This is a genomic window from Streptomyces hygroscopicus subsp. hygroscopicus (assembly GCF_001553455.1).
GTDB lineage: Bacteria > Actinomycetota > Actinomycetes > Streptomycetales > Streptomycetaceae > Streptomyces > Streptomyces hygroscopicus.
Map to the genome: position 1 here is coordinate 1 of NZ_BBOX01000098.1, position 26,143 is coordinate 26,143.

Genomic DNA, 26,143 nt, shown 5'->3' on the forward strand with positions numbered 1-26,143 from the left:
CGCACGGCACCGCGGCGCCGGGGGCGACCCAGGAGGCGGGCTGGCACGGCGAGTTCGCGGGCGACCCGTTCGCGGGCGACACGCACGCGCACGCCCCGCACCCCGGCCCCGAGGACGGCGCGGCCCACACCGAGGCCCCCGCCGACGGCCGGGACGCCGCCGAGGCCCCCGCCGGGACGGCGCCGGACGACACCGAGCCGGTGTCCGCCGCACCCGTGACCGCCGAGCCCGAGCCGTCCGCGGAACCGGCGGTCGCCGAGCCCGGGTCCGTCGAACCGGCGGTCGCGGAGCCCGGGCCCGCCGAGGCGGTGGCCGAGCCCGAACCGGCCGCGGCCGAGGGCGAGTTCACGGCCGCCGCTGAGGCCGCCGGGGCGCCCGCCCCCGCCGAGACCCCGCAGGACGCTCCCGAGGCCGCTGACGCCCCCGTGGAGCCCCTTCCCGACCCCGGTCCCGCCGAGGCCGAGCCCCCCGGACCGGCCGCCGAGCAGTTCCCGAGCCACAGCGAGCATCCGCTCGCCTCCTACGTGCTCCACGTCAACGGCGCCGACCGTCCCGTCACCGACGTGTGGATCGGCGAGTCGCTGCTCTACGTCCTGCGGGAGCGGCTCGGCCTCGCCGGGGCCAAGGACGGCTGCTCGCAGGGCGAGTGCGGGGCCTGCTCGGTCCAGGTCGACGGGCGGCTCGTCGCCTCCTGCCTGGTGCCCGCCGCCACCGCCGCGGGCAGCGAGGTCCGCACCGTCGAGGGCCTGGCCACCGACGGCCGGCCCTCCGACGTCCAGCGGGCGCTCGCCGAGTGCGGGGCGGTGCAGTGCGGCTTCTGCGTACCCGGGCTCGCGATGACCGTGCACGACCTCCTCGAGGGCAACCACTCCCCGACCGACCAGGAGACCCGCCAGGCGATCTCCGGCAACCTCTGCCGCTGCTCCGGCTACCGGGGGGTCCTCGACGCGGTCCGTGAGGTCGTCGCGGCGCGCGAGGCCGCCGAGGCGGCGGGGGCGGCGGAGGACGGTGGCCCCGACGACGCCCACCAGGACCCGGCCCGCATCCCGCACCAGGCGGGACCACACGGCACCACCGGCAGCGGGAGCGTCAACGGAAGCGGTAGCGGAAGGGCATCGGCATGACCGGAATCGCGGACGGCGCGGGCGCCGTCACCGCCACCCCCGCCGCCGGTACGCCCGTCCAGCCCCCGGCCGGGATGGGCCTCGGCGTGTCCCTGCAGCCCGCCGACTCGGCGGCCAAGGCCTCGGGCACCTTCCCGTACGCGGCCGACCTGTGGGCCGAGGGGCTGCTGTGGGCCGCCGTGCTGCGCTCCCCGCACCCGCACGCCCGCATCGTCTCCATCGACACCGCGCAGGCGGCCGAGATGCCGGGCGTACGGGCCGTGGTGACCCATGCCGACGTGCCCGGCGACGCCTCCCACGGCCGCCGGGTCGCCGACCGCCCGGTCTTCGCGAAGGACCTGGTCCGCCACCACGGCGAGCCGATCGCCGCGGTCGCCGCCGACCACCCCGACACGGCCCGGCTGGCGGCCGCCGCCATCGCCGTCGAGTACGAGGTGCTGGAGCCGGTCACCGACCCCGAGCAGGCGTTCTCCGCCGAGCCGCTGCACCCCGACGGCAATCTGGTCCGCCATATCCCGCTGTCCTTCGGTGACCCCGAGGTGGTCGGCGAGGTCATCGTCGAGGGGCTGTACCGCATCGGCCGCCAGGACCCGGCGCCCATCGGCGCCGAGGCCGGTCTGGCGGTGCCGCGCCCCGACGGCGGCGTGGAGATCTACACCGCCTCCACCGATCCGCACGCCGACCGGGACCTGGCCGCCGCCTGCTTCGGCCTGGAGCCGGAGCGGGTGAAGGTCGTCGTCACCGGTGTGCCGGGCGCCATGGGCGAGCGCGAGGACCCGGGGATGCAACTGCCGCTCGGGCTGCTGGCGCTGCGCACCGGCCATCCGGTGAAGCTCGCCGCGACCCGCGAGGAGTCCTTCCTCGGCCACGCCCACCGCCACCCCACCCTGCTGCGCTACCGCCACCACGCGGACGCCCAGGGCAAGCTGGTCAAGGTCGAGGCGCAGATCCTGCTGGACGCCGGCGCCTACGCGGACTCCTCGGCGGACACGCTGGCCGCCGCCGTCTCCTTCGCCTGCGGCCCCTACGTCGTCCCGCACGCCTTCATCGAGGGCTGGGCGGTGCGCACCAACAACCCGCCCTCCGGCCATGTCCGGGGCGAGGGCGCGATGCAGGTATGCGCCGCGTACGAGGGCCAGATGGACAAGCTGGCGGCCAAGCTCGGACTCGACCCCGCCGAGATCCGGATGCGCAATGTGATGGCGACCGGCGATCTGCTGCCCACCGGACAGACCGTCACCTGCCCGGCCCCGGTCGCCGAACTGCTGCAGGCCGTAAGGGACGCCCCGCTGCCCCCGCTCCCCGAGGACGATCCCGAGGAGGAGTGGCTGCTGCCCGGCGGCCTGGAGGGCGCGGGCGACCCGGCCGCGGTGCGGCGCGGGGTCGGCTACGCGCTGGGCATGGTCCATATGCTCGGTGCCGAGGGGGCCGACGAGGTCTCCACCGCGACCGTCAAGGTCACCGGCCCGGTGGCCACCGTGATCTGCGCGGCCGTGGAGACCGGGCAGGGCTTCACCACCCTGGCCCGCCAGATCGTCCAGGACGTCCTCGGCATCGAGGAGGTCCACGTGGCGCCCATCGACACCGACCAGCCCCCGGCCGGGCCCGCCTCGCGCGGCCGCCACACCTGGGTCTCGGGGGGTGCGGTCGAGCGCGCCGCGAAGATGGTCCGCACCCAGCTGTTGCAGCCCCTCGCGCACAAGTTCGGCATGTCGACCGAGCTGCTCACCATCGCCGACGGCAAGATCACCTCGTATGACGGGGTGCTCAGCACCACCGTCGAGGAGGCGCTGGAGGGCAAGGAGCTGTGGGCCACCGCCCAGTGCCGTCCGCACCCCACCGAGCCGCTGGACGAGACCGGCCAGGGGGACGCCTTCGTCGGGCTCGCCTACTGCGCGGTGCGTGCCGTGGTGGACGTGGACATCGAGATCGGCGCGGTGCGGGTGGTCGACATGACGGTGGCCCAGGACGTGGGCCGGGTGCTCAACCCGCGTCAGCTCAGGGCCCGTATCGAGGCGGGCATCGCCCAGGGCATCGGCGCGGCGCTCACCGAGAACCTGCGCACCTCGCGCGGTGTGGTCCGGCACCCCGACCTGACCGGCTACGCCCTGCCGACCGCCCTGGACGTGCCCGACATCCGCATCGTCAAACTGGTCGAGGAACGGGACGTGGTGGCCCCGTTCGGCGCCAAGGCGGCCAGCGCGGTGCCGGTGGTCACCTCTCCGGCGGCGGTGGCGGCGGCGGTCCGCGCGGCCACCGGCCGCCCGGTCAACCGCCTGCCGATCCGCCCCCAGGCGGCGGTCGTCAACCGCGCCTAGGTCTGTCGCCGAGGGAGTGTCCGGCCGCGAGCGGCGTCCGGCGCGGGGGCACCTCCCGCACCTCCCGGCGGTAGCCGGGGGAGCGCCGCACGGCGGAGCGCCGCTCTCGTGCGGGGCGTACTGGGTGTTCGTGGGTGATGTGGCAATGCGGCGAGGTGCCGTGCCCGTGCGCCCGCCGCGCTCGTGCGGGGCGTACTGGGTGTACGTGGGCGGTGTGGCAGCGCGGCGAGGTGCCGTGCCCGTGCGCCCGCCGCGCTCGTGCGGGGCGTACTGGGTGTACGTGGGCGGTGTGGCAGCGCGGCGAGGTGCCGTGCCGGGCCCGGGAGCGGGGCGCTCCCCGTTGACGACAGGCCCTGCTCCACCGGCGGGCGGACCCGGGGCCGTGCCGACCGCGGGCCGCCACCGGGGCCGACCGCGGCAGCCACCGGGGCCGCCACCGGGGCCGGGCGGGGTGGCCCCGAGAGGTCCCGCCCGGCCCCGCCGCGTCGTCAGGCGTCGGCCTCGTCGAGCGCCGCCGCCACGACCGGGCCGATGTGGGCCACGTGCTCCTGGCGCATCATGTGGTGGTGCTGTGCGCGCACGTGGTGGACCCGCACCGTGCCGTCCAGATACGGCTGCCACGATTCGGGGGTGTGCGCCGGACGCGGGAAGCCGGGGGTCTCGTACTCCGCCGCGAACAGCAGCAGATCGCCGGTGAACCGGTCCGGGCGGAACTTCTTCGTCAGCTCGATGTCGCTGCGCATGATGTCCAGCAGCGGGAACGTGACCTGGCCCGCGAGCAGCCGCGCGGGCAGACCGGACTCGCGGACGAGGTCGGCCGCCAGTTCATCGGCGTCCCGCTCCGGCAGCCCGGCGGTCTCGCCGGGCACCTCCCGCTCCCCGGCCCACGGGATGATGATGTCGCCGCCCCGCAGGCTCTCCAGCAGCATGCCCAGCCATTCGCGCTTGCTGTAGTCGGGCAGCCCGAACTCCCACTGGTTGTCGGGATAGGCGTCGAGGATCGACAGCACGCCGACCCGCTCGCCCGCGCCCTGCAGCTGGGTCGCCATCGCGTACGCCACCAGACCGCCGAAGGACCAGCCGAGGAGGTGGTACGGGCCCTCGGGCTGGACCGCGCGGATCTGCCGCAGATAGTCGGCGGCCATTTCCTCCACGCTGGCGGGCAGGATCTCGTCCTCCTGGAGCCCGCGCGACTGGAGGGCGTAGACCGGGCGTTCGGGGTGGAGGTGGCGCAGCAGACCGGTGTAGAGCCAGCCGAGGCCGCCGCCGGGGTGGACGCAGAACAGCGGGGTGAGCCGCCCCTGGGCGCGCAGCGGCAGCAGCGGGTCCAGGCCGTGCTCCACCGCACGGTCCCCGGCCGCCCGGTCCTCGTCGAGGCGCTCGGCGAGCCGGGCGACGGTCGACGCCTCGAAGAGGGTACGGACCTCCAGGGAAACGCCGAGCGCGGCGCGGACCTTGGAGACGAGCTGGGCCGCGAGCATCGAGTGGCCGCCGAGTTCGAAGAAGCCGTCGTCGATGCCGACCGTGGACAGGCCGAGCACCTCGGCGAACAGCCCGCACAGGGCCCGCTCGCGTGCGGTGCGCGGTGCGCGCGAGGCGGCGGCGCCGGTGAGGTCGGGGGCGGGCAGGGCCCGGCGGTTGACCTTGCCGGTCTCGGTGAGCGGCAGGTCGTCCAGGATCACGGCGGCGGCCGGGACCATGTGGTCGGGCAGCCGGCGGGCCACCGCGCGGCGGACTCCGGCGGAATCCAGGGCCTCGCCGCCGTCGGCGCCCCGCGCGTCGTCCGGGACGACGTAGGCGACGAGCTGCTTGTCCCCGGGCCGGGTCTCGCGTGCGACGACCACCGCCCGTTCCACGCCGGGGAGCGACCGCACCGCCTCCTCGACCTCGCCCAGCTCGATCCGGAAGCCACGGATCTTGACCTGGTCGTCGGCGCGGCCGAGGTACTCCAGCTCTCCGTCGGCGGTCCACCGGGCCAGGTCGCCGGTGCGGTACATCCGGTCGCCGGGGGCGCCGAACGGGTCGGCGACGAATCGTTCCGCCGTCAGGCCCGGACGGTTCAGGTAGCCGCGGGCGAGGCCGGGCCCCGACACGTACATCTCACCGGTGGTCCCCGGCACGGCCGGGCGCAGCGCCCCGTCCAGCACATGGACCCGCAGGTCCGGGATGCCGGTGCCGACGACGCTCCCGGGCAGGGTCGCGGCGGCCTCGCGGTCCAGCGCGCGGTAGGTGACGTGCACGGTGGTCTCGGTGATCCCGTACATGTTGACCAGGACCGGGGCGGTGTCGGGGTGCCGCTCGTACCAGTCCTCCAGGCGCCGCAGGTCCAGCGCCTCGCCGCCGAAGACGACGGCGCGCAGGGCGGTGAGCCGCGCTCCGGTCCCGGGGTCCTCCCGGTCCGCGTGGATCAGCTGCTGGAAGGCGGAGGGGGTCTGGCTGAGCACGGTGACCCGCTCGTCCGCCAGGAGGCGCAGGAACGCGTCGGGGGAGCGGCTGATCGCGTGCGGGACGACCACCAGACGGCCACCGTGCAGCAGCGGGCCCCAGATCTCCCAGACCGAGAAGTCGAAGGCGTAGGAGTGGAACATGGTCCACACGTCGTCGGCGCGGAACCGGAACCAGCCGTCGGTGGCGCCGAAGAGCCGGATCACGCACCGGTGGGTGACGACGACGCCCTTGGGGGTGCCGGTGGAGCCGGAGGTGAAGATGGTGTAGGCGGGGTGCTCGGGGGACAGGGGCGCGGTGCGCCGCTCGTCGGTGGGGTCGTCCTCGGGCTGTCCGGCGAGGGCGGCGAGAGTGTCCGGATCGTCCAGCAGCAGCCGGGCGGGCGCCGTGCGCGCCAGGGTCCCGGCCAGGTCGCGGGTGGTGATGACGGCGGCGGGACCGGCCTGCTGGAGCATCAGCTCCAGGCGCTCACGCGGGTAGCCGGGGTCCAGGGGGAGGTATCCGGCCCCGGACTTGAGCACGGCGAGCACGGCGACGATCAGGTCGGCCGACCGGGGGAGGGCGAGGGCGACGAGCCGTTCGGGGCCCGCGCCCCGGGCTATCAGCAGATGCGCCAGGCGGTTCGCGGAGCGGTTCAGCTCGGCGTAGGTGAGGGAGGTCTCGCCGTCGCTCACCGCCACCGCCGAGGGGGTGCGGGCGGCCTGGGCGGCGAACAGGTCGGGGAGGGTGGCGGCCGGGAGGTCCGGGGCCACGGGCGTGCGCGGGGCCGCGCCCCCGTACGCACGCCTGTCCCCGGCCCCGTTCTCGGCCGCGTTCCCGGCCCTGTTCTCAGCCCCGTACGCGCTCCCGTTCCCCGCCCCGTACGTGCTCCCGTTCCCTGCCCCGTACGCGCTCCCGTTCGCGGTCCCCTCCGTGCTCCGGTGGCCGCTCCAGGCCAGCACCCGCGCCCGTTCCTCGGCGGTCAGCAGCTCGATGCCGCCGACCGTGCGCTCGGGGTCCGAGGCGTCGGCGAACGCGTGCACCAGTCCCAGGAAGCGGGCCCGGTGGGCGGCCAGGTCCTCGTCGCTGTAGAGGTCCGCGTTGGCGTTGAGGTCGATGCGGATGCCCGTGCCGTCGGACCGGTCGTAGGCCATGATCGACAGGTCCTCGACCAGCCCGTTCGAGATGTTGTGGGCGGTGACGCGATGTCCGGCGAAGTCGAAATCGTATTCGAAGGACATGATGTTGACGTGGGGCCCCAGGAAACTGTTGCCCCCATCGGGGAGATGCAGATCCCGCACCATGTCGATACGGCGGTAGCGCTGATGCCGCAGCGCCTTCCGCATCTCCTTCGAAGCCTGCCGGATGAGATCCCGCACCCGCATATGCGGACTGACGTCGAGACGCAGCGGGGCGACATTGGCGAACATGCCGGGGTGCGCCCGCATCGCGGCGTCGGTACGGGCCGATACCGGGAGGGTGAGGATGATGTCCCGCTTCCCGGTCATCCGGTGCAGATAAGCCGCGGTCGCCGCGATCATCAGGGCGGACCAGTGGGTGCCCGCCTTTCGCGCGGCAGCGCGCAGCCCGGTCGCTTCCTCCTCCGTCAGATACGCGGTCTCACGCCGGAAGTCGCGCAGATTCTTGCTTGGACGTCCGGAAAGCCGAGCTGGTTCCGGGCAATCCCCGAACCGCTGCATCCAATACTCTCTGTCCCTGGTGAAATCTTCCGACGCGCGGTATTTCTCATCCCATTCGAGCATCTCCCGCAAAGAGCCGCGCCCGATTCCCGGCGCCGCCTCGCACGGATCCCGGTCGGCCCCCGACGCGTACGCCGTGTAGAGCTCCGCCACCCGCCGGGCGGTGAGCGCCGCCCCCGCGGCGTCCGTCACGATGTGGTGCGGTGCCTGGTACCAGGCGAACCGCTCCGGACCCAGGCGGAACAGGGCGAAGGCGAACAGCGGGGCGCGGGTGAGATCGGTCGGCCGGGTCATCTCCTCCCGCATCCACCGCTCGGCCGCCCCCCGGGGGTCCGCCTCGCCGCTGACGTCGAAAAACGGCAACTCCCATGCGGTAACCGGCTCCAGAACCTGCCACGGCACCCCGCCGTCCTCACCGAAACGCGTGTTGTACGGCTCGGTTTCGGCGACTGCCCGGCGGAGCGCCGATTCGAACAGCTCCCGATCGATCGGGCCATGGATTTCCAGGTACTCGCCCACCCGGAAGCGGGTGCTCTCCGGTGTCATTTGCTGGCCGAGCCAGATTTCACTCTGACTGGTCGACAGCGGGAGGCGGATACCCCTGGCATCGGACTGCAAGATTCCCCCATATGGGACAGGAAAGGTGGTCGAAACAAAAATGCCTGGCTGCCGCGGAGGGATGGTCGCAGGCGCCACTTCGACTTTAAGAGAGGAACCGCGCGGGGTGGCGGGCGTACCAGGGCAGTTGGCGCGATCTTAACTGGTGGCCCGGAAATCTTCACAAGTTGCGGAGGATTCGAAACCGTTTGGTGGCGACTCGGTGGCGACCGCGTGAAAGAGTCATTCCGGCGCGCCCGATAAACGAACTCTGTCGCTTTTCCGGTAGTGATTTCAGTGATCCGGGTCCGAGCATGCGCCTCACGCCGCCGCGTGTCCAGAGGGCGTCCGGGGGTTCACCGGAGGGCGTCCGGGGGTTCACCGGGCCGCAAACGCGACGCGCGGGCGCCGAAGGAGGCGCCCGCGCGGGGTGTGTGGAGGCCGTGGCGGGAATCGAACCCACGTAACTCGATTTGCAGTCGAGCCCCTGAACCACTCGGGCACACGGCCGGTGTCGTGCTGTGTCCTCGACGATAGGGCGGGGGCGGGGCGGGGACAACGGATCGGCGGTGGCCGCCATACGACTGACACACCGCGTTCATGGTCGCCGGGCGCGCCCGCCCGCGCCGCCCGGCGGCACCGCCCGCGACCGGGGTGCCGCGCCCCGGTTCACGGTTGGGCGGGGTGGTGCGCCAGGAAGTCCTCGACCGCCGGACGGAAGAGGTCCGGCTCGTCGACCCACGGGTAGTGGCCCGCCCCGCGCAGCGGTCGCACCCGCCCGTCCGGGAAGGACTCGGCGACCAGCTCACCGGCCCGCATCCCGGTCACCGCGTCCCGGTCGCCGGTGATCACCAGCACCGGGCACGGCACCTCGCGCAGCCGGGCCAGCACCGCGCGCCGCCCCGCCTCGTCGACGCCCTGCCAGAAACCGGCCCGCGCCACCGGCCCCAGCTGCTCGCCCTCGCTCTCGGCGTGGGCCCGCTGGGGCTCGTCCCAGCGGCCGTACGCCATGGGGGCGGCCCGCAGCAGCAGCCGGCGCACCTCGGCGGGGTCGGTGGTGTCGGGGAGCAGCCGCACCGCCGCGTACGCATCCTGCCACCAGGGTTCGCCGGAGCGGGATTCGAAGATCTCCCAGGCGTCCTCGGGGAGTTCGCCCTGGAGCCGGGCGCCGGGGCAGACCAGGATCAGCAGGCTGAGCCGCTCGGGGTGGGCGGCCGCGTACGCCTGGGCGGTCGCGGCGGCCGCGTCATGGGCGAGCAGCGCGAAGCGGTCGAGGCCCAGATGGCGGCGGAGCGCCTCGAGGTCCTCGGCGAGTCCCGGGAAGGCGTAGCCGGAGGCGTCGGCGGCGGGCGGGGAGTCCCCGGTGCCGCGGCTGTCGGGGATGACGAGCGTGTGACGGGCGTTCAGCCCGCCGAGGTCGCCCAGGTACGCGGCGTCCCGCCCCGGCCCGCCCGCCAGGCAGATCAGCGGCGGTCCCGCGGAGCCGTCCCGGGCCGGAAGGACGCGGTAGGCCAGCTCGGTTTCGTCGTACGAGGTGTAGTGCGGCATGGGGTCAGCTTGCCCCAGCATCGCCGCCCCGACCGTGCTTGACCGTGTGGCGTCATGCACCGGACCGGGCGGGGCGTGCGGGCACGTCGGGACGGGTGATGCCGAAGCGCTGCTTGGGGTGATCTTGGGCTGCCCCAAATCGTGCTTATGGATGTCGTTCTATGATGCGAGTGTGTTCGATTCCCGGCACATCAAGACGTTCCACGAGGTGGTCCGCTCCGGCTCCTACTCCGGGGCCGCCCGCGCCCTCGGCTACACCCAGCCGGCCATCACCCAGCAGATGAAGGCGCTGGAGCGGGCCGTCGGCAGTCCGCTGTTCATCCGGGTCGGCCGGGGGATGCGGCTCACCGAGGCGGGGGAGACCCTGGCCCGCCACGCCGACACCATCCTGACGAGCATCTCCACCGCCCAGCAGCAGATGAACGCCATCACCCGGCTGCGTTCGGGCCGGGTGCGGGTCTGTGCCTTCCCCAGCGCCAACGCGACCCTCATCCCCGAGGCCATGGCCCGGCTCGCCGCCACCCATCCGGGGGTGCGGGTGGAGCTGCTGGAGGGCGAACCGCCGGAGTCGCTGGGGCGGGTGGTGCGCGGGGAGTGCGACATCACCCTCGCCTTCACCTATCCCGGGCTGCGCGAGGAGACCCCCGCCGAGCTGGTGGAGATCCCGCTGCTGGAGGACCAGCTGACGGTGTTGCTGCCGACCGGGCATCCGCTGGCCAGGCGGCGGGCGGTCAAGCTGGCCGAGCTGAGCGAGGAACGCTGGATCGCGGGGTGCCTGCGGTGCCGCGCCAACTTCCTGCACGAATGCGCCGAGCAGGGCTTCGCCCCGGACATCGCCTTCACCACCGACGACAACCTGGTGGTGCAGAGCATGGTCGCGGCGGGGCTCGGCGTGGCGATGATGCCGGGGCTGGTGCTCTCGTTCCTGTGCCACCAGAAGGTCACCGGGCGCGCCCTGGACCCCGCCTCGCGCCGCCATGTCTCGGCGTACGTGCTGCGCGAACACCTGGAGATCCCCGCCACCGCGCGGGTGCTGGAGGAGCTGAGGACGGTGGCCGGGAACCGGGTCGGCTGCTGAGCGGCTCGGGCAGCGAGATGCTGACCGACTCGGTGCGGATGCTGAGCGCCTTGCTGCGGAGGTTGAGCCCCTTGGCGCGGATGCTGACCGCCTGATGGGGATGCTGGGCGAGTCGGTGCGGTTGCTGGGGGGACCGGTGCGGTTGCTGAGCGGATTGGTTTGGACGCTGGGCGAGCCGGTGCGGTTGCTGGGCGAGTCGGTGCGGTTGCTGAGCGAGTCGGTGCGGTTGCTGAGCGAGCCGGGTCGGACGCTGAGCGGATCGGTGCGGATGCTGGGCCCGGGCGCCGCTCAGCCATAAGCGGGGCTTGGGGACCGCTCAACAACCTGTCGTTGGACGTGATGGAGTGGGCGGCAGGACCCTGCGGCTATGACCACCCCGACCGCGTATCCGTCCTCCCGCCTCCTCACCGCACGCCTCAGCGCGTTCGTCGACGATGTCCGCGAGGCCGTCGGACGGGGGCTGGCGCCCGATGTGACCGCCTATCTGGTGGGCGAACGGCTCGCGCCCCACCTCGGCGCCGCCGATCTGCTCACCCCCGAGCAGCGCGAGGGCGATCCCGACCACTACCGCCAGCACATCCTGCACGCCGAACCCGACGGCAGCTTCTCGATCGTCGCCCTGGTGTGGCTGCCCGGCCAGCGCACGGCGATCCATGACCATGTGTCCTGGTGTGTGACCGGGGTCCACGAGGGCGAGGAGCACGAGCGCCGCTACCGCCTCGTCCCGGACGGGCCGGGCTCGCGGCTGATCGCGGTGGAGGACGTGGTCAACCCGCGCGGTGCGGTGTGCGGGTTCGCGCCGCCCGGAGATATCCACAGGGTGTGGAACGCCTGCGGGACAAAGGCGATCTCCCTCCACATCTACGGCGCGGACATCGCCCGCCTGGGCAGCAGCGTCCGGCGGGTCTACGAGCTGCCGACGGCGGACGGCCGGTGACGCTGACCGCGGCGCGCGGGCGGGCGAGGCAAGCGAGGAAGTCGAGACAGGCGAGGCAGGCGACCGGTTGGCGGCCACCCGCCACGGCGTACGGGCTGGGGCTGGCCGCGGCCGGGGTCGCGGCGGCCTGGACCGTCCACCGGCTGTTCCCCGCCGTGCCCCTGCTGACCGCCGCCGTGGTGCTGGGCATCGTCGCCGCACACCTGCCGGGGGCGCGCGGACTCGTTCGGGGCGTCTGCCGCGCCGGGCTCTCCTTCGCCGGGAAGCGGCTGATGCGCCTGGGCATCGTGCTGCTCGGGCTCAAGCTCAGCCTGGACGACGTGCTGGGCCTCGGCTGGGCCACCGTGGCGATGGTCCTGGGCGTGGTCGCGGCCACCTTCTGCGGCACCTGGTGGCTCGGCCGCCGGATGGGGCTGTGCGGTGACCAGCCGCTGCTCATCGCCACGGGCTACTCGATCTGCGGGGCGTCCGCGATCGGCGCGGTGAGCGAGGTGTCGGACAGCGACGAACGCGACGTGGCCACCTCCGTCGCGCTGGTGACGCTGTGCGGCACGCTCGCGATAGCCGTCCTGCCGCTGCTCCAGCACCCCTTGGGGCTCGACGACGCGGCGTTCGGCCGGTGGGTGGGGGCGAGCGTGCATGACGTGGGCCAGGTCGTGGCGACCGCGCAGACCGCCGGGCCGACCGCGCTGGGCGACGCGGTGCTGGTCAAGCTGGTACGGGTGGCCCTGCTCGCCCCGCTGGTCGCGGCGCTCGCGACCGCCGTTAGGGTGCGGGCCAAAGGGACGCGGGCCACGGGGACGGAGGCCGACGGATCAGAGGCCGAAGGGGCGCGGGCCACGGAGCCCAGGGCTGAGGGGACGCGGGCCACGGAGCCCCGGGTCGTGGGGGCGCGGGCCGAGGGGGCGCGGGCCACGGAGCCCCGGGCCGTGGGGGCGCGGGCCGAGGGGGCGACGCGGCGGCGGCCCCCGCTGGTGCCGCTGTTCGTCCTCGGCTTTCTCGCGATGACCGCCCTGCGCAGTACGGGGATCCTGGCCACCGCCGCGCTCGACGCCGCCGCCACGGCCCAGGAACTCCTCCTCGCCGCCGCGCTCTTCGGCCTCGGCAGCGCCGTCCACCTCCCCTCCCTCTCCCGCACCGGGGCCCGGGTCGCCGCGCTGGGGCTGTGCGCATGGGTGGTGATCGCGGGCGCCTCGTACGGCGGCGTTCTGCTCACCACGTAGTGGTTCAGGGCACGGGGGCCCGGGGCGTGGGGGCCTCGCGGCGCGGGGTCTTGTGGCGTGGGGCTGTAGGTTGCCCGGTCTTACGAGGCGGGGTTGCGCGGGGCGGATCTTGTGGTGCGGGGGCGCAGGGGGGCTCGCGGCGCGGGGTGTCGCGGCGCGAGGTTGTGGGTTGCGGGATTCTCCGGCACAGAGCTGTAGGTTGCCGGGCCTTGCGGCGCGTTGTACGCCGCCGGGTCTTGCGGTGCGGGCCGCGCGCCGCCGGGCCATATGTCGCCAGGGCTTGCGGTGCGGGGCTGTACGTTGCGCAGCCGCCGGGCCGTACGCCGCCGGGTCTCGCGGTGCGGCGCCGCACCCCGCGAAGCCGCACCCCGCGGCGTCGCGCCCCGCGAAGTCGCACGCCGCACCCCGCGAAGCCGCACCCCGCGCCCCCGCGTCGGACAGCCTTACGCGGCCGGGCCCCACGGCACGGGCCGCCCGCCGCCCGCCGCATGCCGTACGCCGCACGCCGCACGCCGCGCACGAGACGGGCCCCTGGGCGTGCCTAGGGCCAACGGCCGAGCGCGGTTCCGCCCCGCGACAGGTGTGAACCCGATGGACGCCTCTTACCCTGTCGCCATGACCGCTCTCGACCCCCGTGACGCCGACGCCGCCGTCACGGACACCCCGGCGACGTCCCCCGCGCCCCCCGACGACGACACCGTCCTGGGGCGCCGCTATCGCGCCCTCACCCTCGGCATCGTCACCGTCGTCTCCCTCATCGCCTTCGAGGCGAGCGCGGTCAACACCGCGATGCCGGTCGCGGCCCGCGCGCTGGACGGGGTCGAGCTCTACGCGTACGCCTTCTCCGCCTACTTCACCGCGAGCCTGTTCGCGATGGCGCTGTCGGGGGAGTGGTGTGACCGCAAGGGGCCGTCGGCACCGCTGTTCACCGGGATCGCGGCGTTCGGCGCCGGGCTGCTGGTGTCCGGTTCCGCGCAGCGGATGTGGCTGTTCGTGGGCGGGCGCGCGGTGCAGGGCATCGGTGGCGGGCTGGTGATCGTCGCGCTGTACGTCGTGGTCGGCCGCGCCTATCCGCGGCGGCTGCAACCCGCCGTCCTGGCCTCCTTCTCCGCCGCCTGGGTGCTGCCGGTCATCGTCGGCCCGCTCGCGGCCGGGACCGTCACCGAACAGGTGGGCTGGCGCTGGGTGTTCCTGGCCATACCGGTGCTGGTGCTGCCGCCGCTCGTGGTGATGCTCCCCGCGCTGCGCGCGCTGCCCCCGGGCGAGCGTTCCGCGGGCATGGACCGCCGCCGCATCCTGCTGGCGCTCGCCGTCGCGGCCGGCGCCGGGCTGCTCCAGTACGCGGGCCAGGACCTCACCTGGCTCTCCCTCGTCCCGGCCGCCGCCGGGCTGGCCCTGCTCGTCCCGTGCGTCCTGCGGCTGCTCCCCGAGGGCACCTTCCGCGCCGCCCGCGGGCTGCCGTCGGTGATCCTGCTGCGCGGGGTGGCGGCGGGCGCCTTCCTGGGGGCGGAGAGCTTCGTCCCGCTGATGCTGGTGACCCAGCGCGGCCTGTCCGCGACCGCCGCCGGTCTCTCCCTCACCGGCGGCGGGCTCACCTGGGCCCTGGGCTCCTGGACCCAGAGCCGCCCCCGCCTGGAGCCGCACCGCGAACGGCTGATGGGCCTCGGCATGCTGCTCATCGCCGTGTCCATCGCCGCGGTGCCCCTGGTCCTCGCCGACTCCGTCCCGGTCTGGAGCGTGGCCGTGGCCTGGGTGCTCGGCGGCTACGGGATGGGGCTGACCATCTCCAGCGCGAGCGTGCTGCTGCTGAAGCTCTCCCGCCCGGAGGACGCGGGCAGCAACTCCGCCTCCCTCCAGGTCTCGGACGCGCTCGGCAACATCACCCTGGTCGGCCTCAGCGGTGTCCTCTTCGTCGCCTTCGGCGGCGGCTCGATCACCGAGACCGGCGCCACGGCCTCCCACCACCCGGCCGCCTTCGGCGCGGTCTACGCGGCGATGGCGGCGATGGCGCTGGTGGGGGCGTGGGTGACGACGCGGTTGCGGTCCGACATCCGTTAGCACCACGTGGTACCACCCGGTACCATCGCCTCATGGCAGCGCTGAATCTACGCTTCACGGACGAGGAACTCGACGCCTTGCGCAAGCGCGCGGAGGCGGAGGGCCGGAGCATGCAGTCGTTCGCCCACGACGCGGTGATCGCTGCGATCAACGAGCACTCCCGGCTGTTCGACGAGGCCGCCGCCCATGTATTGCGGGTGAGTGAAGAGCTCAACCGGAGGCTCGCCTGATGCACTACCTCACCCTCCCCGAGCTGCTGAACCTCGCCGAACGCCTCGGGGAGAGCGACGTGCGCGACTACGGGCTGCTGGAGTCCGCTCTGGCCCGTCCGCAGGCGAGCGTGTTCGGCCAGGACGCCTACCCGGACGTGTGGCAGAAGGCGGCGGCGTTGATGGAGTCGCTGGCTCGCAACCACGCGCTGGTGGACGGCAACAAGCGGCTCTCCTGGTACGCGACCTGGGTGTTCCTCCACATCAACGGGCACCCATTGAACGCGGCCTTCGACGTCGACGAGGCCGAGCGCTTCGTGCTGAGCGTCTGCCAGGGCGAACTGGACGTGCCGAAGATCGCGGAAGGGCTGACCCGGTTCACCAACGGAATGTGAGTCTGATCCCACCCTCGGGTGGTACCCGTCCGTACCCCCGAAGCGTGAGGACGGCACCGGTAGGCTGACGCGGTTCCCGATCGACCTCGCCGAGCAGCCCGACGGAGACCGTGAGTACTACTGCCGCCTCCACCAGCCATCACCTCTCGCCCGCCTTCCCCGGGCGGGCCCCCTGGGGTACCGCGAGCAAGCTGCGCGCCTGGCAGCAGGGCGCGTTGGACAAGTACATCCAGGAGCAGCCGCGGGACTTCCTCGCGGTCGCGACCCCCGGCGCCGGGAAGACCACCTTCGCGTTGACCCTCGCCTCCTGGCTGCTGCACCACCACGTCGTCCAGCAGGTGACGGTGGTCGCGCCGACCGAGCACCTGAAGAAGCAGTGGGCGGAGGCCGCCGCCCGGGTCGGCATCAAGCTGGACCCGGAGTACAGCGCGGGTCCGCTGGGCCGGGAGTACCACGGCGTCGCCGTGACCTACGCGGGCGTCGGTGTCCGGCCCATGCTGCACCGCAACCGGATCGAGCAGCGCAAGACGCTCGTCATCCTCGACGAGATCCACCACGCTGGTGACTCCCGCTCCTGGGGCGAGGCGTGTCTGGAGGCGTTCGAACCGGCGACCCGGCGGCTCGCGCTCACCGGCACCCCGTTCCGCTCCGACACCAACCCCATCCCCTTCGTCACCTACGAAGAGGGCAACGACGGCATCCGGCGCTCCTCCGCCGACTACACCTACGGCTACGGCAACGCGCTCGCCGACGGTGTGGTGCGCCCCGTCATCTTCCTCTCCTACAGCGGCAACATGCGCTGGCGCACCAAGGCGGGCGACGAGATCGCGGCGCGGCTCGGCGAGCCGATGACCAAGGACGCCGTCTCCCAGGCGTGGCGCACCGCGCTCGATCCGCGCGGCGACTGGATGCCGAACGTGCTGCGCGCCGCCGACCAGCGGCTGACCGAGGTCCGCAAGGGCATCCCGGACGCCGGCGCCCTGGTCATCGCCTCCGACCAGGACTCCGCCCGTGCCTACGCCAAGCTGATCCGCGAGATCACCGGCACCAAGGCGACGCTGGTCCTCTCCGACGAGGCCGCGGCCTCCCAGCGGATCGAGGACTTCAGCCACTCCGACGACCGCTGGATGGTCGCGGTCCGCATGGTGTCGGAGGGGGTGGACGTGCCCCGGCTGGCGGTCGGGGTGTACGCGACCACCATCTCCACACCGCTCTTCTTCGCCCAGGCCGTGGGCCGTTTCGTACGGTCGAGGCGGCGCGGCGAGACCGCGTCCGTCTTCCTGCCCACCATCCCGATGCTGCTCGGCTTCGCCAATGAGATGGAGGTCGAGCGCGACCACGTCCTGGACAAGCCGAAGAAGGACGGCGAGGAGGAGAACCCGTACGCGGAGGAGGAGAAACTCCTCGAGGAGGCCGAGAAGCAGCAGGACGAGGACACCGGCGAACAGGACCAGCTGCCCTTCGAAGCGCTGGAGTCGGACGCGGTCTTCGACCGGGTGCTGTACGACGGCGCCGAGTTCGGTATGCAGGCGCATCCGGGCAGCGACGAGGAGCAGGACTACCTCGGCATCCCGGGGCTCCTCGAACCCGATCAGGTGCAGATGCTGCTCCAGCGGCGGCAGGCCAAGCAGATCGCGCACAGCCGCAAGAAGCCGGACGCGGAGGCGGATCTGCTGGAGCTCCCGGCGGAGCGGCGGCCGGTGGTCACCCACAAGGAGCTGCTGGAGCTGCGCAAACAGCTCAATTCGCTGGTCGGCGCGTACGTCCACCAGAGCGGTAAACCGCATGGCGTGATCCACACCGAGCTGCGCCGGGTCTGCGGCGGGCCGCCGAGCGCGGAGGCGACGGCGGGGCAGATCCGCGAGCGGATCAAAAAGGTCCAGGAGTGGGCGACGCGGATGCGCTGAACCGGGCGCGCCGAACCGCGCACGCCGAGGACGGGAACCGGGCACGCCGAACCGGGCACGCCGAGGACGGGAAGCGGGCGCGGGGCGATCGGCCCCGCGCAACCCCCTTTCGAAAACTTCATCAACCGGTCGCATGCCCGTGCCCCGAAACGGGGCGAAACCGGGTGATTCGGGATGCCCTGCCGCGGTTCCCGTTGGCAGCTCCGCTCGGATTCTGGACGGACCCTTCCGCAAAACGGACCGGCTCGCTAGCGTTCGGGCACGCACACGCCCCGTGGCAGCGCCGCCGCGGAGCGCAGCCGGTGCGTAACCACCGCGACCGGCGGCCTCTTCGCGCGCCGTCGTCGGGACCGGCGGGCACCTCACGAAGAGCCGCCACTCATCACCGAGGAGGGGGCGTCGTGACCGCGGAGACCTCTCAGACGCTCGACCGGGGACTGCGCGTCCTCAAACTGCTCGCCGACACCGACCACGGGCTGACCGTGACCGAGCTGTCCAACAAGCTCGGCGTCAACCGCACCGTGGTCTACCGGCTGCTGGCCACCCTCGAGCAGCACTCCCTCGTCCGCCGGGACATCGGCGGACGGGCGCGCGTCGGGCTCGGGGTGCTGCAACTCGGCCGCCAGGTGCATCCGCTGGTACGGGAGGCGGCGCTGCCCGCGCTGCGCTCCCTCGCCGAGGACGTCGGCGCGACCGCCCACCTCACCCTGGTCGACGGCACCGAGGCCCTCGCCGTCGCGGTCGTCGAGCCGACCTGGACCGACTACCACGTCGCCTACCGGGCCGGTTTCCGGCATCCGCTCGACCGGGGCGCCGCCGGCCGCGCGATCCTCGCCGCCCGCGCCGGTCGCCCCGACGACCCCGGGTACGCCCTCACCCACGGCGAACTGGAGGCGGGCGCGAGCGGCGCGGCCGCCCCGCTCGTCGGGGTGACGGGGATCGAGGGCAGCGTCGGCGTCGTGATGCTCTGCGACGCGGTGCCGGAGCGGGTCGGCCCGCGGGTGGTCGACGCGGCCCGGGAGGTCGCGGACGCCCTGCGCTGAGCGCACGCCGCGGAAGCGGGGCACCCGGGGCGTGTGGCGTGTGGCGTGTGGCGCGGGGCGTGTGGCGCGGGGCGCCCGCACGGTCAGGGTGAGGCGCGTTCGGGGCACGGTGGCGGGCCCCGGGCGTGGCGCCCCGGGGGACGGGGGACGGCGCCCCGGGGGACCGGGGGACCGGGGGACCGGGGTATGGGGCCCTCGGGTATGGCGCCCCGTGGGGCCGGGGTGGCGCCTCGTGCGTCCCGGCGGTCAACTAGATTCGCACCATGCCTGCCGTCTCCCCCCGCGCCCGCCTCCTCGCGCTCTGCTCCGCGCCCGTGCTCGCCCTGCTCGCGGTGGCCGCCTTCGCGCCGCTGCCGTTCACCGTGGCCCAGCCCGGTTCGACCGTGAACGTCCTCGGCGCCGACCGGGGCAAGCAGGTGATCAGCGTTTCGGGGGCCGGTACCCGCAAGACCACCGGACAGCTGCGGATGACGACGATCGTGGCGACCGGCCCGGACGCCACCGTGCGGCTGAAGGACGTGATCAGCGGCTGGTTCGCCACCGACCGCGCCGTCATGCCGCGCGACTCGGTCTACGTCGGCGGCACCACCAAGGAGATCGAGCGGCACAACATCAAGGAGATGGAGAAGTCCCAGTCCTCGGCCACCAGCGCCGCGCTCGGCTACCTCCACCGCTCCCCGCGCGACGTCAAGGTCACCTTGCGCCTCGCCGACATCGGCGGTCCGAGCGCCGGGCTGCTTTTCTCCCTCGGCATCGTCGACAAACTGGACGGCGACGGCCGCGGCGGCGATCTCACCGGCGGCCGGACGATCGCGGGCACCGGCACCATCGACGCCAAGGGCAAGGTCGGGGCCGTGGGCGGGGTCCCGTTGAAGACGCAGGCCGCCAAGCGGGACGGCGCCACGGTCTTCCTGGTGCCGAAGGCCGAATGCGCGGACGCCACGGCCGAACTGCCCAAGGGGCTGCGGCTGATCCCCGTCACCACCCTCAAGGGTGCGGTGTCGGCTCTGCGGGCGCTGCGGTCGGGCGGATCGGTCCCGCACTGCTGAGCGGCGCCGCCGCGCCCTTGTCCGGCGTCACTCCCTTGCCTACTGCCGCCCTCGTCCATACCGCGCCAGGCGGGGAAGACCAGCGGGCTGAGCGCGGTGAGGAAGTAGACCCCGCGCGTCACCAGGAAGGCGGCGGTCAGCCCCATCCCCTCCACCAGGAGACGATCACCAGCAGGGTCGCGCAGAAGGACACGGACCCGGCCTTGGCCGCGCTGCCCGTGGTCTCCAGGACGAACCACGGGACGGGATCAGGTGAGGGAATTGCCCGCGATGGAGACGGTGTTCGCGGCGAGGACGAGTAAGAGCGGTCTTCGGTCACCGCCGTCCGCCCGGCGCTCTCTGTCTCCGGCGTCGTCGGAACCCACGTCAGTGGTCGAAACGGGCGGTCAGACCCGACTGCGGCAGCCGCGGAGTGGCCAGCCGCAGCCCGACCTCCACCAGCGTCCAGCCGAGCCGGGTCCGCAGCACCCGGGCGCGGGCGGGGCGGCTGCGGCGGTGGGGCGCCCGGTGCGCCCGATACGCTGGGTGTGCCCGGTGTGCCTCATCTGCCTCGTCGCGCAGGCGCTCGGCGCGTATGCGATGGAGCAACAGGTGGATGTCGTCGCCGTGCATGTGTGTGGTCCCCCCAGGGATCGGTCAGTCTTCGTCGCGCGGGAAGGCGTGCAGATGCACGCGGTACGGGGCGGAACCCTCGGTGTCCGGATCCACCGCCTTCTCGCGATAGCTCTCGATCAGTTCGTGAACCTTGTCGCGCATTTCGCGGGCGAGTTCTGGAGTGAGCCGCAGGTGGAAGTCGCTCATGTCCCAGGCGCCCCGCCAATCCTCGGACCAGCCGTGCAGGGTGCCCAGCCAGGTGGACATCTGCTCGGTGTGCAGGGTGGCCACTTCGTGCAGCACGGCGCTCGCCGCCCCCCGTACGGCCGGGTCGGGGTCGGCCAGGAAACGGTCGGAGCCCATCCGGTGACCCCTGTGCACCGCCTTCCACCACCGCTCCCGCCCCTTGCCCCGCTCCGGGTCGTCCTCGACGAAGCCATGGGTGGCCAGCTGCCGCAGGTGGTAGCTGGTGGCACCGCTCGACTCGCCCAATCGGGCGGCCAGTTGGGACGCGGTGGCCGGTCCGTACTCGCGCAACGCGCCGAGCAGGCGCATCCGCAGCGGATGCGCGAGTCCGCGCAGGGAGCGTGGGTCGAGCACCCGGACATCGTCGGACGCAGGCTGTTCGTTTTCTGCCATGGGCGGCAGCCTAAGCATGCAAAGAAATACTTGCAATACTTTCTTTGCAGCGGAATCTTTGGATCCGGTAGCTCCGGTAGCTCCGGTAGCTCCGGTGGCTCCGGTATCTCCGGTAGCTCCGGTGGCTCCGGTAGCTCCTAGCTCCGGTGGCTCCGGTTTCAGCGGCTCTTCCGGATCCGCGTGCTCAGTCCCGCGCCGCCTGCCGCACCAGCGGGATGATCCGCAGGGGGACCGCGTTCTCCATCACGATCGTCGTCGAGGCCCGGACGATCCCCTCGAACCCCACGACCAGGTCGATCACCCGCTGCAGATCGGCGTTGGAGCGGGCGACCAGTCGGCAGAGCATGTCGCCGTGGCCGGTGGTGGTGTGCAGCTCCAGCACCTCGGGGACGGTCGTCAGATGCGCCCGTACGTCCTGCCCCTGCCCCTGCTTGATCTCCAGCGTCGCGAACGCGGTGACCGGATAGCCGAGGGCCGCCGGGTCCACGTCGGGGCCGAAACCCCGGATCACCCCCTGCGCCCGCAGCCGGTCCAGCCGCGCCTGCGCCGTGCCGCGGGCGACGCCGAGGCGGCGCGACGCCTCCAGCACCCCGATCCGCGGCTCCTCGGCGAGCAGCTCGATCAGGCGGGCGTCGAGTCCGTCGATTCCCATGAGGTCTCCCTCTCCGCTGTGACGGTGGTCACTCTGCACAGAATGTGCTGCTGGACCAGCAAACAGCTATACAGGATGTCCAGCAGTTTCGGGAACTATTGCGCACCTTGAGTCGTGGCGGGACGCTTCGAAGTATGACTGAGACGACAGAGATGCTGCAGCAGGGGGACGCACGGCACGCCGACCCGTTCCCCGTGAAGGGGATGGACGCGGTCGTCTTCGCCGTCGGCAACGCCAAGCAGGCCGCGCACTACTACGCCACCGCGTTCGGCATGACGCTCGTCGCCTACTCCGGCCCGGAGAACGGCAGCCGGGAGACGGCCAGTTACGTCCTCGTCTCGGGCGGCGCCCGCTTCGTGTTCACCTCCGTGATCAAACCGGTGAGCGCCTGGGGCCGCTTCCTGTCCGAGCACGTCGCGGAGCACGGCGACGGGGTGATCGACCTTGCGGTGGAGGTGCCGGACGCGCGGGCCGCGTACGCGTACGCCGTCGAGCACGGCGCCACCGGGATCGAGGAGCCGCACGAGGTCAAGGACGAGCACGGCACGGTGGTGCTCGCCTCCATCCGCACCTACGGCGACACCCGTCACACCCTCGTCGAGCGCACCGGCTACGACGGCCCGTACCTGCCCGGCTACGCCGAGGCCGAGCCGATCGTCGAGCCGCCGGCGCGCAGGAACTTCCAGGCGATCGACCACTGCGTCGGCAATGTGGAGCTCGGCCGGATGGACGAGTGGGTGCGCTTCTACAACGAGGTCATGGGCTTCACCAACATGAAGGAGTTCGTGGGCGACGACATCGCCACCGAGTACTCCGCGCTGATGTCGAAGGTGGTGGCGGACGGCACCCGCAAGGTGAAGTTCCCGCTCAACGAGCCCGCCGTCGGCAAGAAGAAGTCGCAGATCGACGAGTACCTGGAGTTCTACGGCGGCCCCGGCGTCCAGCACATCGCGCTCGCCACCAACGACATCGTCGCCACGGTGCGGGCGATGCGCGCGGCCGGGGTGCGGTTCCTGGACACCCCGGACTCGTACTACGACACGCTGGGGGAGTGGGTCGGCGACACCCGCGTCCCGCTGGAGACCCTCCGTGAGCTGAAGATCCTCGCCGACCGGGACGAGGACGGCTATCTGCTCCAGATCTTCACCAAGCCGGTCCAGGACCGGCCGACCGTCTTCTTCGAACTCATCGAGCGGCACGGCTCGATGGGCTTCGGCAAGGGCAACTTCAAGGCGCTGTTCGAGGCGATCGAGCGCGAGCAGGCCAAACGCGGCAACCTCTGAACACGAGCGGTGGGCGGGCCCTGGGGCCCGCCCATTCGCCGTACCGCGCCCGCCGCTCCGCCGCTCCGCCGCGCTGCCTCTTCGCCCCTGCCCCCGTCCGGCCCTCGGGGGCGCAATGCGCCGCTCCTACCAGAAAAAGCGAACACCCGAATGGGAGCGCTTTCCCACCGTCTACACTCACGGCGATCCGTCCACTCCAACACGGCGTGTTCGTATGGGGAGTTGTTGAGTATCAATGCACACGGAAAAGTACGCCGCGGGCCGTCTGACCAGGCGTAGGTTCACCCTCGGCGGAGGAGGCGCCGCGGCCGGCGCGCTGGGCGCCTTCGCCGCCCGCGCGGGGGCCGCCACCGTGGCCGGGGGCCGGTTCGATCTGTCGGTGCCCTCCGCCCAGCTGATCCGCGAGAAGACCCCGCACAACTCCACCGTGCTGCAGTCGTTCGCGTTCGACGACGTCAACGGGCACATCTACACCGTTCAGCTGATGCAGGGCGGTATCCAGCTCAGCGGGGAATCCGCCCCCGTTTCCGGCGCCGACCGCGCCGCCCACGGCGATCTGTGCGTCACCAAGCTGTCCCTCGCCGGCGTCGAGCTGGGCTCCATGTACCTCCTGGGGTTCGGGCACGGCGTCGCCATGGGCTGTGAGCCGATCGGCGCCACCGCCTGTCTGTGGACCGAGTCGGACGCCAACCCCGACTCCGGCTACGGCCGCGCCATCAGCCGGTTCAGGTTCGCGGACGGCGCGGTGCTCTCCTCCGCGTCGTCCTCGCTGGTCAAGCACCGCCCTGTGGCGGGCTCCACCAGCAACCAGCCCGCCGTCGACATGCTCAACCGCCGGCTGCTGCTGCGCTACCGCCTCGGCGGCGAGGTCCGCTACCGGCTGATGAGCCTGTCCGGGGTCAGCGCGGGCGACTACACCGCGGTGTACGACGACATACCCCAGACCGGCGTCGAGGACGGCGAGGTCTTCCAGGGCTTCACGGTCCTCGGCGACTACCTGTACCAGCTGACCGGCACCGCCTACACCGACGAGGACGGCGCCAACCCGCCCTCCGGCCACGGCAACACCTACGTCTCCTGCGTCGATCTGCGCACCGGCGAACTCGTCCAGCGCTCCCGCACCGAGGCCGCCTACTCGCTCGGCTACCGCGAGCCCGAGGGCATGGCCGTCCAGCTGTCCAGCCCCCGCCGACTGTGCATGGGCTTCGCCTCGGGCGCCGCCGGAGACCGTAAGGCCAGCATCTACTACAAGGCGCAGTGACCCTGGGCAGGGCGCGGTGCGCCTCGGCAGGGCGTGGTGCCCGTGGGCAGGGCGTGGTGCGCCTGGGCAGGGCGTGGTGTCCCTGGGCAGGGCGCGGTGCGCTTGGGCAGGGGGAGCAGTAACCCCGGGCAGGTGGCAGTAACCCGGGTAGGGCGCGGTGACCCCGGGTGCCCAGCCACGGCGCGGGGACCCCGAACACCCAGCTACGGAGCGGTGACCCGGGCACCCGGGCCGGTTGCCCGGTCGCGGTGATCCGGGCACCCGGGGGTGGGTCGCCCCGGGCACCCGGGGTGGGTCGCAGTGACCCGGGCAGCCGGGGTGGGTTGTGGTGACCCGGGCACCCGGACAGCGCGGATGGTCCCTGGGCACCCCGGTGCCCAGGGCATCCCGGCGCCCCTGGGGCACCCCGGTACTCCCTGGGCACCTTGGTGCCCAGTGCATCCCGGTGCTCCCGGGCCATCCCGGCGCCCCCCAGGGGACCCGCCACCCCCGAAGCACCCCGGCGCCCCGGGCCTCCGGCCCCCTGCGCCTCCGGCCCCCGGCACCCCACGCCCCCGGCACCCCAGGCCCCCGACACCCCGGGCACGGCTCTGCCGCTCCGCGGCTCCCGCGGGGGCGTGGCACTCATCGCCCGCAACCCGTCCGCGTCGGTGATCTTCCCCGCGCGCTCCCCGGGTGCGAGTCTGGATCCATGACGGACCTCATCGAGCTGCTGCGGGAGGGCCTCCCCGCGGAGGCGGTGCTGACCGACCCGGACGTGACCGGGGCCTACGCACACGACATGGCGAGCTTCTGCGAGGCGGGGGCGCCCGCCGTGGTCGTCCTCCCGCGCACCGTCGAGCAGGTGCAGCACGTCTGCCGCACCGCCACCGCGCTGCGCGTCCCGGTCGTGCCCCAGGGGGCGCGCACCGGTTTGTCGGGCGCGGCCAACGCGTCCGACGGCTGCATCGTGCTGTCCCTGGTCAAGATGGACCGGGTCCTGGAGATCAACCCGGTCGACCGGATCGCGGTCGTCGAACCGGGCGTGATCAACGCCGCCCTCTCCCGCGCGGTGATGGAGAAGGGGCTGTACTACCCGCCGGACCCCTCCAGCTGGGAGCAGTGCACCATCGGGGGCAACATCGGCACCGCGTCCGGCGGGCTGTGCTGCGTGAAGTACGGCGTCACCGCCGAATACGTCCTCGGGCTCGATGTCGTCCTCGCCGACGGACGGCTGCTGAAGACTGGCCGCCGCACCGCCAAGGGCGTCGCGGGCTACGACCTGACCCGGCTCTTCGTCGGCTCCGAGGGAAGCCTCGGCATCGTGGTCGGCGCGGTCCTGGCCCTCAAGCCCGCCCCGCCCGAACATCTGGTCCTGGCCGCCGAGTTCCCCTCCACCGCGTCCGCCTGCGACGCGATCTGCCGGATCATGGAGCGCGGCCACACCCCCTCGCTGCTGGAGCTGATGGACCGCACGAGCGTCCGCGCGGTCAACGCGATGGGGAACATGGGCCTCCCGGAGTCCACCGAGGCCCTGCTGATGGCGGCCTTCGACACCCCGGACCCGGCATCCGACCTCGCCGCCGTCGCCGAGCTGTGCACGGCGGCCGGTGCCACGGAGGTGGTCCCGGCCGAGGACGCCGCCGAGTCCGACCTGCTGCTCCAGGCCCGCCGGATGACGCTTCCGGCGCTGGAGGCGGTCAAGGGCGTCACCATGATCGACGACGTCTGTGTGCCCCGCTCCCGGCTCGCCGAGATGATCGACGGCACGGCCGCGATCGCCGCGAAGTACGGCCTCACCATCGGCGTCGTCGCCCACGCCGGGGACGGCAACACCCATCCCACGGTCTGTTTCGACGCCGGTGACCCCGACGAGTCCCGCCGGGCCGGGAGTCCTTCGACGAGATCATGGCTCTGGGCCTGGAGCTGGGCGGCACCATCACCGGTGAACACGGCGTCGGCGTCCTGAAGCGGGAGTGGCTGGCGCGTGAACTGGGCCCGGTGGGGGTGGAGTTGCAGCGCGGTATCAAGCAGGTCTTCGATCCGCTGGGCCTGCTCAACCCCGGCAAGCTGTTCTGACGGCGGCCCTGGCAGGTCCCCGCCTCGGGGCAAGCCCTCCGTGCGA

General features: G+C 73.0%; 19 protein-coding genes, 1 tRNA gene and 2 pseudogenes. 15 read left to right on the top strand and 7 right to left on the bottom strand.

Going from position 1 to position 26,143, the window contains the following annotated elements; all coding sequences use genetic code 11:
- A partial coding sequence (locus tag AXW62_RS10880) for a (2Fe-2S)-binding protein (protein ID WP_252368567.1) occupies positions 1–1,124 on the top strand: 1,124 nt, incomplete at its 5' end.
- Positions 1,121–3,442, top strand: coding sequence for a xanthine dehydrogenase family protein molybdopterin-binding subunit (locus AXW62_RS10885; protein ID WP_060944321.1), 2,322 nt, complete (start codon positions 1,121–1,123; stop codon positions 3,440–3,442). The genes AXW62_RS10880 and AXW62_RS10885, both read left to right, overlap by 4 nt.
- 488 nt (positions 3,443–3,930) lie before the next feature.
- Here the strand turns inward: AXW62_RS10885 and AXW62_RS46645 are convergent, their stop codons facing one another.
- The 3 genes from AXW62_RS46645 to AXW62_RS10900 form a co-directional block, all read right to left on the bottom strand.
- Positions 3,931–8,184 carry a non-ribosomal peptide synthetase gene (locus AXW62_RS46645; RefSeq protein ID WP_370682900.1) on the bottom strand — a complete coding sequence of 1,418 codons (4,254 nt, stop codon included), beginning with the start codon at positions 8,182–8,184 and terminating at the stop codon, positions 3,931–3,933.
- A gap of 414 nt (positions 8,185–8,598) precedes the next feature.
- Positions 8,599–8,673, bottom strand: a tRNA-Cys gene (locus tag AXW62_RS10895).
- A gap of 159 nt (positions 8,674–8,832) precedes the next feature.
- The gene (locus AXW62_RS10900; RefSeq protein ID WP_060944323.1) at positions 8,833–9,711 is read right to left on the bottom strand and encodes an alpha/beta fold hydrolase; all 879 of its coding nucleotides are present in this window, start codon (positions 9,709–9,711) and stop codon (positions 8,833–8,835) included.
- Between the two features lie 172 nt (positions 9,712–9,883).
- Here AXW62_RS10900 and AXW62_RS10905 point away from each other — a divergent pair, with 172 nt between their 5' ends.
- The 10 genes from AXW62_RS10905 to AXW62_RS10950 all read left to right on the top strand — a co-directional run bounded on the left by AXW62_RS10905 (position 9,884) and on the right by AXW62_RS10950 (position 19,610).
- Complete coding sequence (locus AXW62_RS10905) at positions 9,884–10,789, top strand: LysR family transcriptional regulator (RefSeq protein WP_060944324.1); 906 nt, start codon at positions 9,884–9,886, stop codon at positions 10,787–10,789.
- A gap of 94 nt (positions 10,790–10,883) precedes the next feature.
- A complete protein-coding gene (locus tag AXW62_RS10910; RefSeq protein WP_060944325.1) occupies positions 10,884–11,087 on the top strand; it encodes a hypothetical protein in 204 nt (67 codons plus the stop codon).
- 69 nt (positions 11,088–11,156) lie between these two features.
- Positions 11,157–11,726, top strand: coding sequence for a cysteine dioxygenase family protein (locus AXW62_RS10915; protein WP_060944326.1), 570 nt, complete (start codon positions 11,157–11,159; stop codon positions 11,724–11,726).
- Positions 11,723–12,949 carry a YeiH family protein gene (locus tag AXW62_RS10920; protein WP_370682901.1) on the top strand — a complete coding sequence of 409 codons (1,227 nt, stop codon included), beginning with the start codon at positions 11,723–11,725 and terminating at the stop codon, positions 12,947–12,949. Before AXW62_RS10915 ends, AXW62_RS10920 begins: the two co-directional genes overlap by 4 nt.
- Positions 12,950–13,564: 615 nt before the next feature.
- A complete protein-coding gene (locus AXW62_RS10925) occupies positions 13,565–15,007 on the top strand; it encodes an MFS transporter (protein ID WP_060944327.1) in 1,443 nt (480 codons plus the stop codon).
- A 32-nt stretch (positions 15,008–15,039) separates the two neighbouring features.
- Positions 15,040–15,237: an Arc family DNA-binding protein gene (locus AXW62_RS10930; protein ID WP_060944328.1), complete on the top strand. Its 198-nt coding sequence runs from the start codon at positions 15,040–15,042 to the stop codon at positions 15,235–15,237.
- Positions 15,237–15,611, top strand: coding sequence for a type II toxin-antitoxin system death-on-curing family toxin (locus AXW62_RS10935; protein WP_060944329.1), 375 nt, complete (start codon positions 15,237–15,239; stop codon positions 15,609–15,611). Before AXW62_RS10930 ends, AXW62_RS10935 begins: the two co-directional genes overlap by 1 nt.
- 110 nt (positions 15,612–15,721) lie before the next feature.
- Positions 15,722–17,518 (top strand): DEAD/DEAH box helicase, encoded by a 1,797-nt coding sequence (locus tag AXW62_RS10940; RefSeq protein ID WP_067080462.1) that lies wholly within the window; start codon positions 15,722–15,724, stop codon positions 17,516–17,518.
- A 401-nt stretch (positions 17,519–17,919) separates the two neighbouring features.
- Positions 17,920–18,561 (top strand): IclR family transcriptional regulator, encoded by a 642-nt coding sequence (locus AXW62_RS10945; RefSeq protein WP_030835907.1) that lies wholly within the window; start codon positions 17,920–17,922, stop codon positions 18,559–18,561.
- A 263-nt stretch (positions 18,562–18,824) separates the two neighbouring features.
- On the top strand, positions 18,825–19,610 hold the full coding sequence (locus AXW62_RS10950) for a S16 family serine protease (RefSeq protein WP_060944330.1): 786 nt from the start codon (positions 18,825–18,827) through the stop codon (positions 19,608–19,610).
- Positions 19,611–19,767: 157 nt separating this feature from the next.
- Here the strand turns inward: AXW62_RS10950 and AXW62_RS45650 are convergent.
- The 4 genes and pseudogenes from AXW62_RS45650 to AXW62_RS10965 all read right to left on the bottom strand — a co-directional run.
- Positions 19,768–19,975: pseudogene (locus tag AXW62_RS45650) on the bottom strand (MFS transporter); the annotation flags it as partial.
- Position 19,976: 1 nt separating this feature from the next.
- The gene (locus AXW62_RS10955) at positions 19,977–20,222 is read right to left on the bottom strand and encodes a hypothetical protein (RefSeq protein ID WP_060944331.1); all 246 of its coding nucleotides are present in this window, start codon (positions 20,220–20,222) and stop codon (positions 19,977–19,979) included.
- Positions 20,223–20,246: 24 nt separating this feature from the next.
- Entirely contained in the window at positions 20,247–20,843 is a 597-nt protein-coding gene (locus tag AXW62_RS10960) for an ArsR/SmtB family transcription factor (RefSeq protein WP_252368568.1), read from the bottom strand.
- A gap of 184 nt (positions 20,844–21,027) precedes the next feature.
- Positions 21,028–21,495: an Lrp/AsnC family transcriptional regulator gene (locus AXW62_RS10965; protein WP_030835914.1), complete on the bottom strand. Its 468-nt coding sequence runs from the start codon at positions 21,493–21,495 to the stop codon at positions 21,028–21,030.
- A 134-nt stretch (positions 21,496–21,629) separates the two neighbouring features.
- On the opposite strand from AXW62_RS10965, the gene hppD reads away from it, so the two are divergent.
- The 3 genes and pseudogenes from hppD (at position 21,630) to AXW62_RS10980 (ending at position 26,097) form a co-directional block, all read left to right on the top strand.
- On the top strand, positions 21,630–22,778 hold the full coding sequence (hppD, locus tag AXW62_RS10970) for a 4-hydroxyphenylpyruvate dioxygenase (RefSeq protein ID WP_030835917.1): 1,149 nt from the start codon (positions 21,630–21,632) through the stop codon (positions 22,776–22,778).
- Positions 22,779–23,013: 235 nt separating this feature from the next.
- Positions 23,014–24,039 carry a phage baseplate protein gene (locus AXW62_RS10975; RefSeq protein WP_060944333.1) on the top strand — a complete coding sequence of 342 codons (1,026 nt, stop codon included), beginning with the start codon at positions 23,014–23,016 and terminating at the stop codon, positions 24,037–24,039.
- Positions 24,040–24,730: 691 nt separating this feature from the next.
- A pseudogene (locus AXW62_RS10980) lies at positions 24,731–26,097 on the top strand (FAD-binding oxidoreductase).
- Positions 26,098–26,143: the final 46 nt, after the last annotated feature.

Coding starts and splice junctions, on each gene's coding strand:
- AXW62_RS10885 (WP_060944321.1), top strand. CDS start 1,121: ATGACCGGAATCGCGGACGGCGCGGGCGCCGTCACCGCCACCCCCGCC.
- AXW62_RS10900 (WP_060944323.1), bottom strand. CDS start 9,711: ATGCCGCACTACACCTCGTACGACGAAACCGAGCTGGCCTACCGCGTC.
- AXW62_RS10910 (WP_060944325.1), top strand. CDS start 10,884: ATGGGGATGCTGGGCGAGTCGGTGCGGTTGCTGGGGGGACCGGTGCGG.
- AXW62_RS10915 (WP_060944326.1), top strand. CDS start 11,157: ATGACCACCCCGACCGCGTATCCGTCCTCCCGCCTCCTCACCGCACGC.
- AXW62_RS10925 (WP_060944327.1), top strand. CDS start 13,565: ATGACCGCTCTCGACCCCCGTGACGCCGACGCCGCCGTCACGGACACC.
- AXW62_RS10930 (WP_060944328.1), top strand. CDS start 15,040: ATGGCAGCGCTGAATCTACGCTTCACGGACGAGGAACTCGACGCCTTG.
- AXW62_RS10935 (WP_060944329.1), top strand. CDS start 15,237: ATGCACTACCTCACCCTCCCCGAGCTGCTGAACCTCGCCGAACGCCTC.
- AXW62_RS10950 (WP_060944330.1), top strand. CDS start 18,825: ATGCCTGCCGTCTCCCCCCGCGCCCGCCTCCTCGCGCTCTGCTCCGCG.
- AXW62_RS10955 (WP_060944331.1), bottom strand. CDS start 20,222: ATGCACGGCGACGACATCCACCTGTTGCTCCATCGCATACGCGCCGAG.
- AXW62_RS10960 (WP_252368568.1), bottom strand. CDS start 20,843: ATGGCAGAAAACGAACAGCCTGCGTCCGACGATGTCCGGGTGCTCGAC.
- AXW62_RS10965 (WP_030835914.1), bottom strand. CDS start 21,495: ATGGGAATCGACGGACTCGACGCCCGCCTGATCGAGCTGCTCGCCGAG.
- hppD (WP_030835917.1), top strand. CDS start 21,630: ATGACTGAGACGACAGAGATGCTGCAGCAGGGGGACGCACGGCACGCC.
- AXW62_RS10975 (WP_060944333.1), top strand. CDS start 23,014: ATGCACACGGAAAAGTACGCCGCGGGCCGTCTGACCAGGCGTAGGTTC.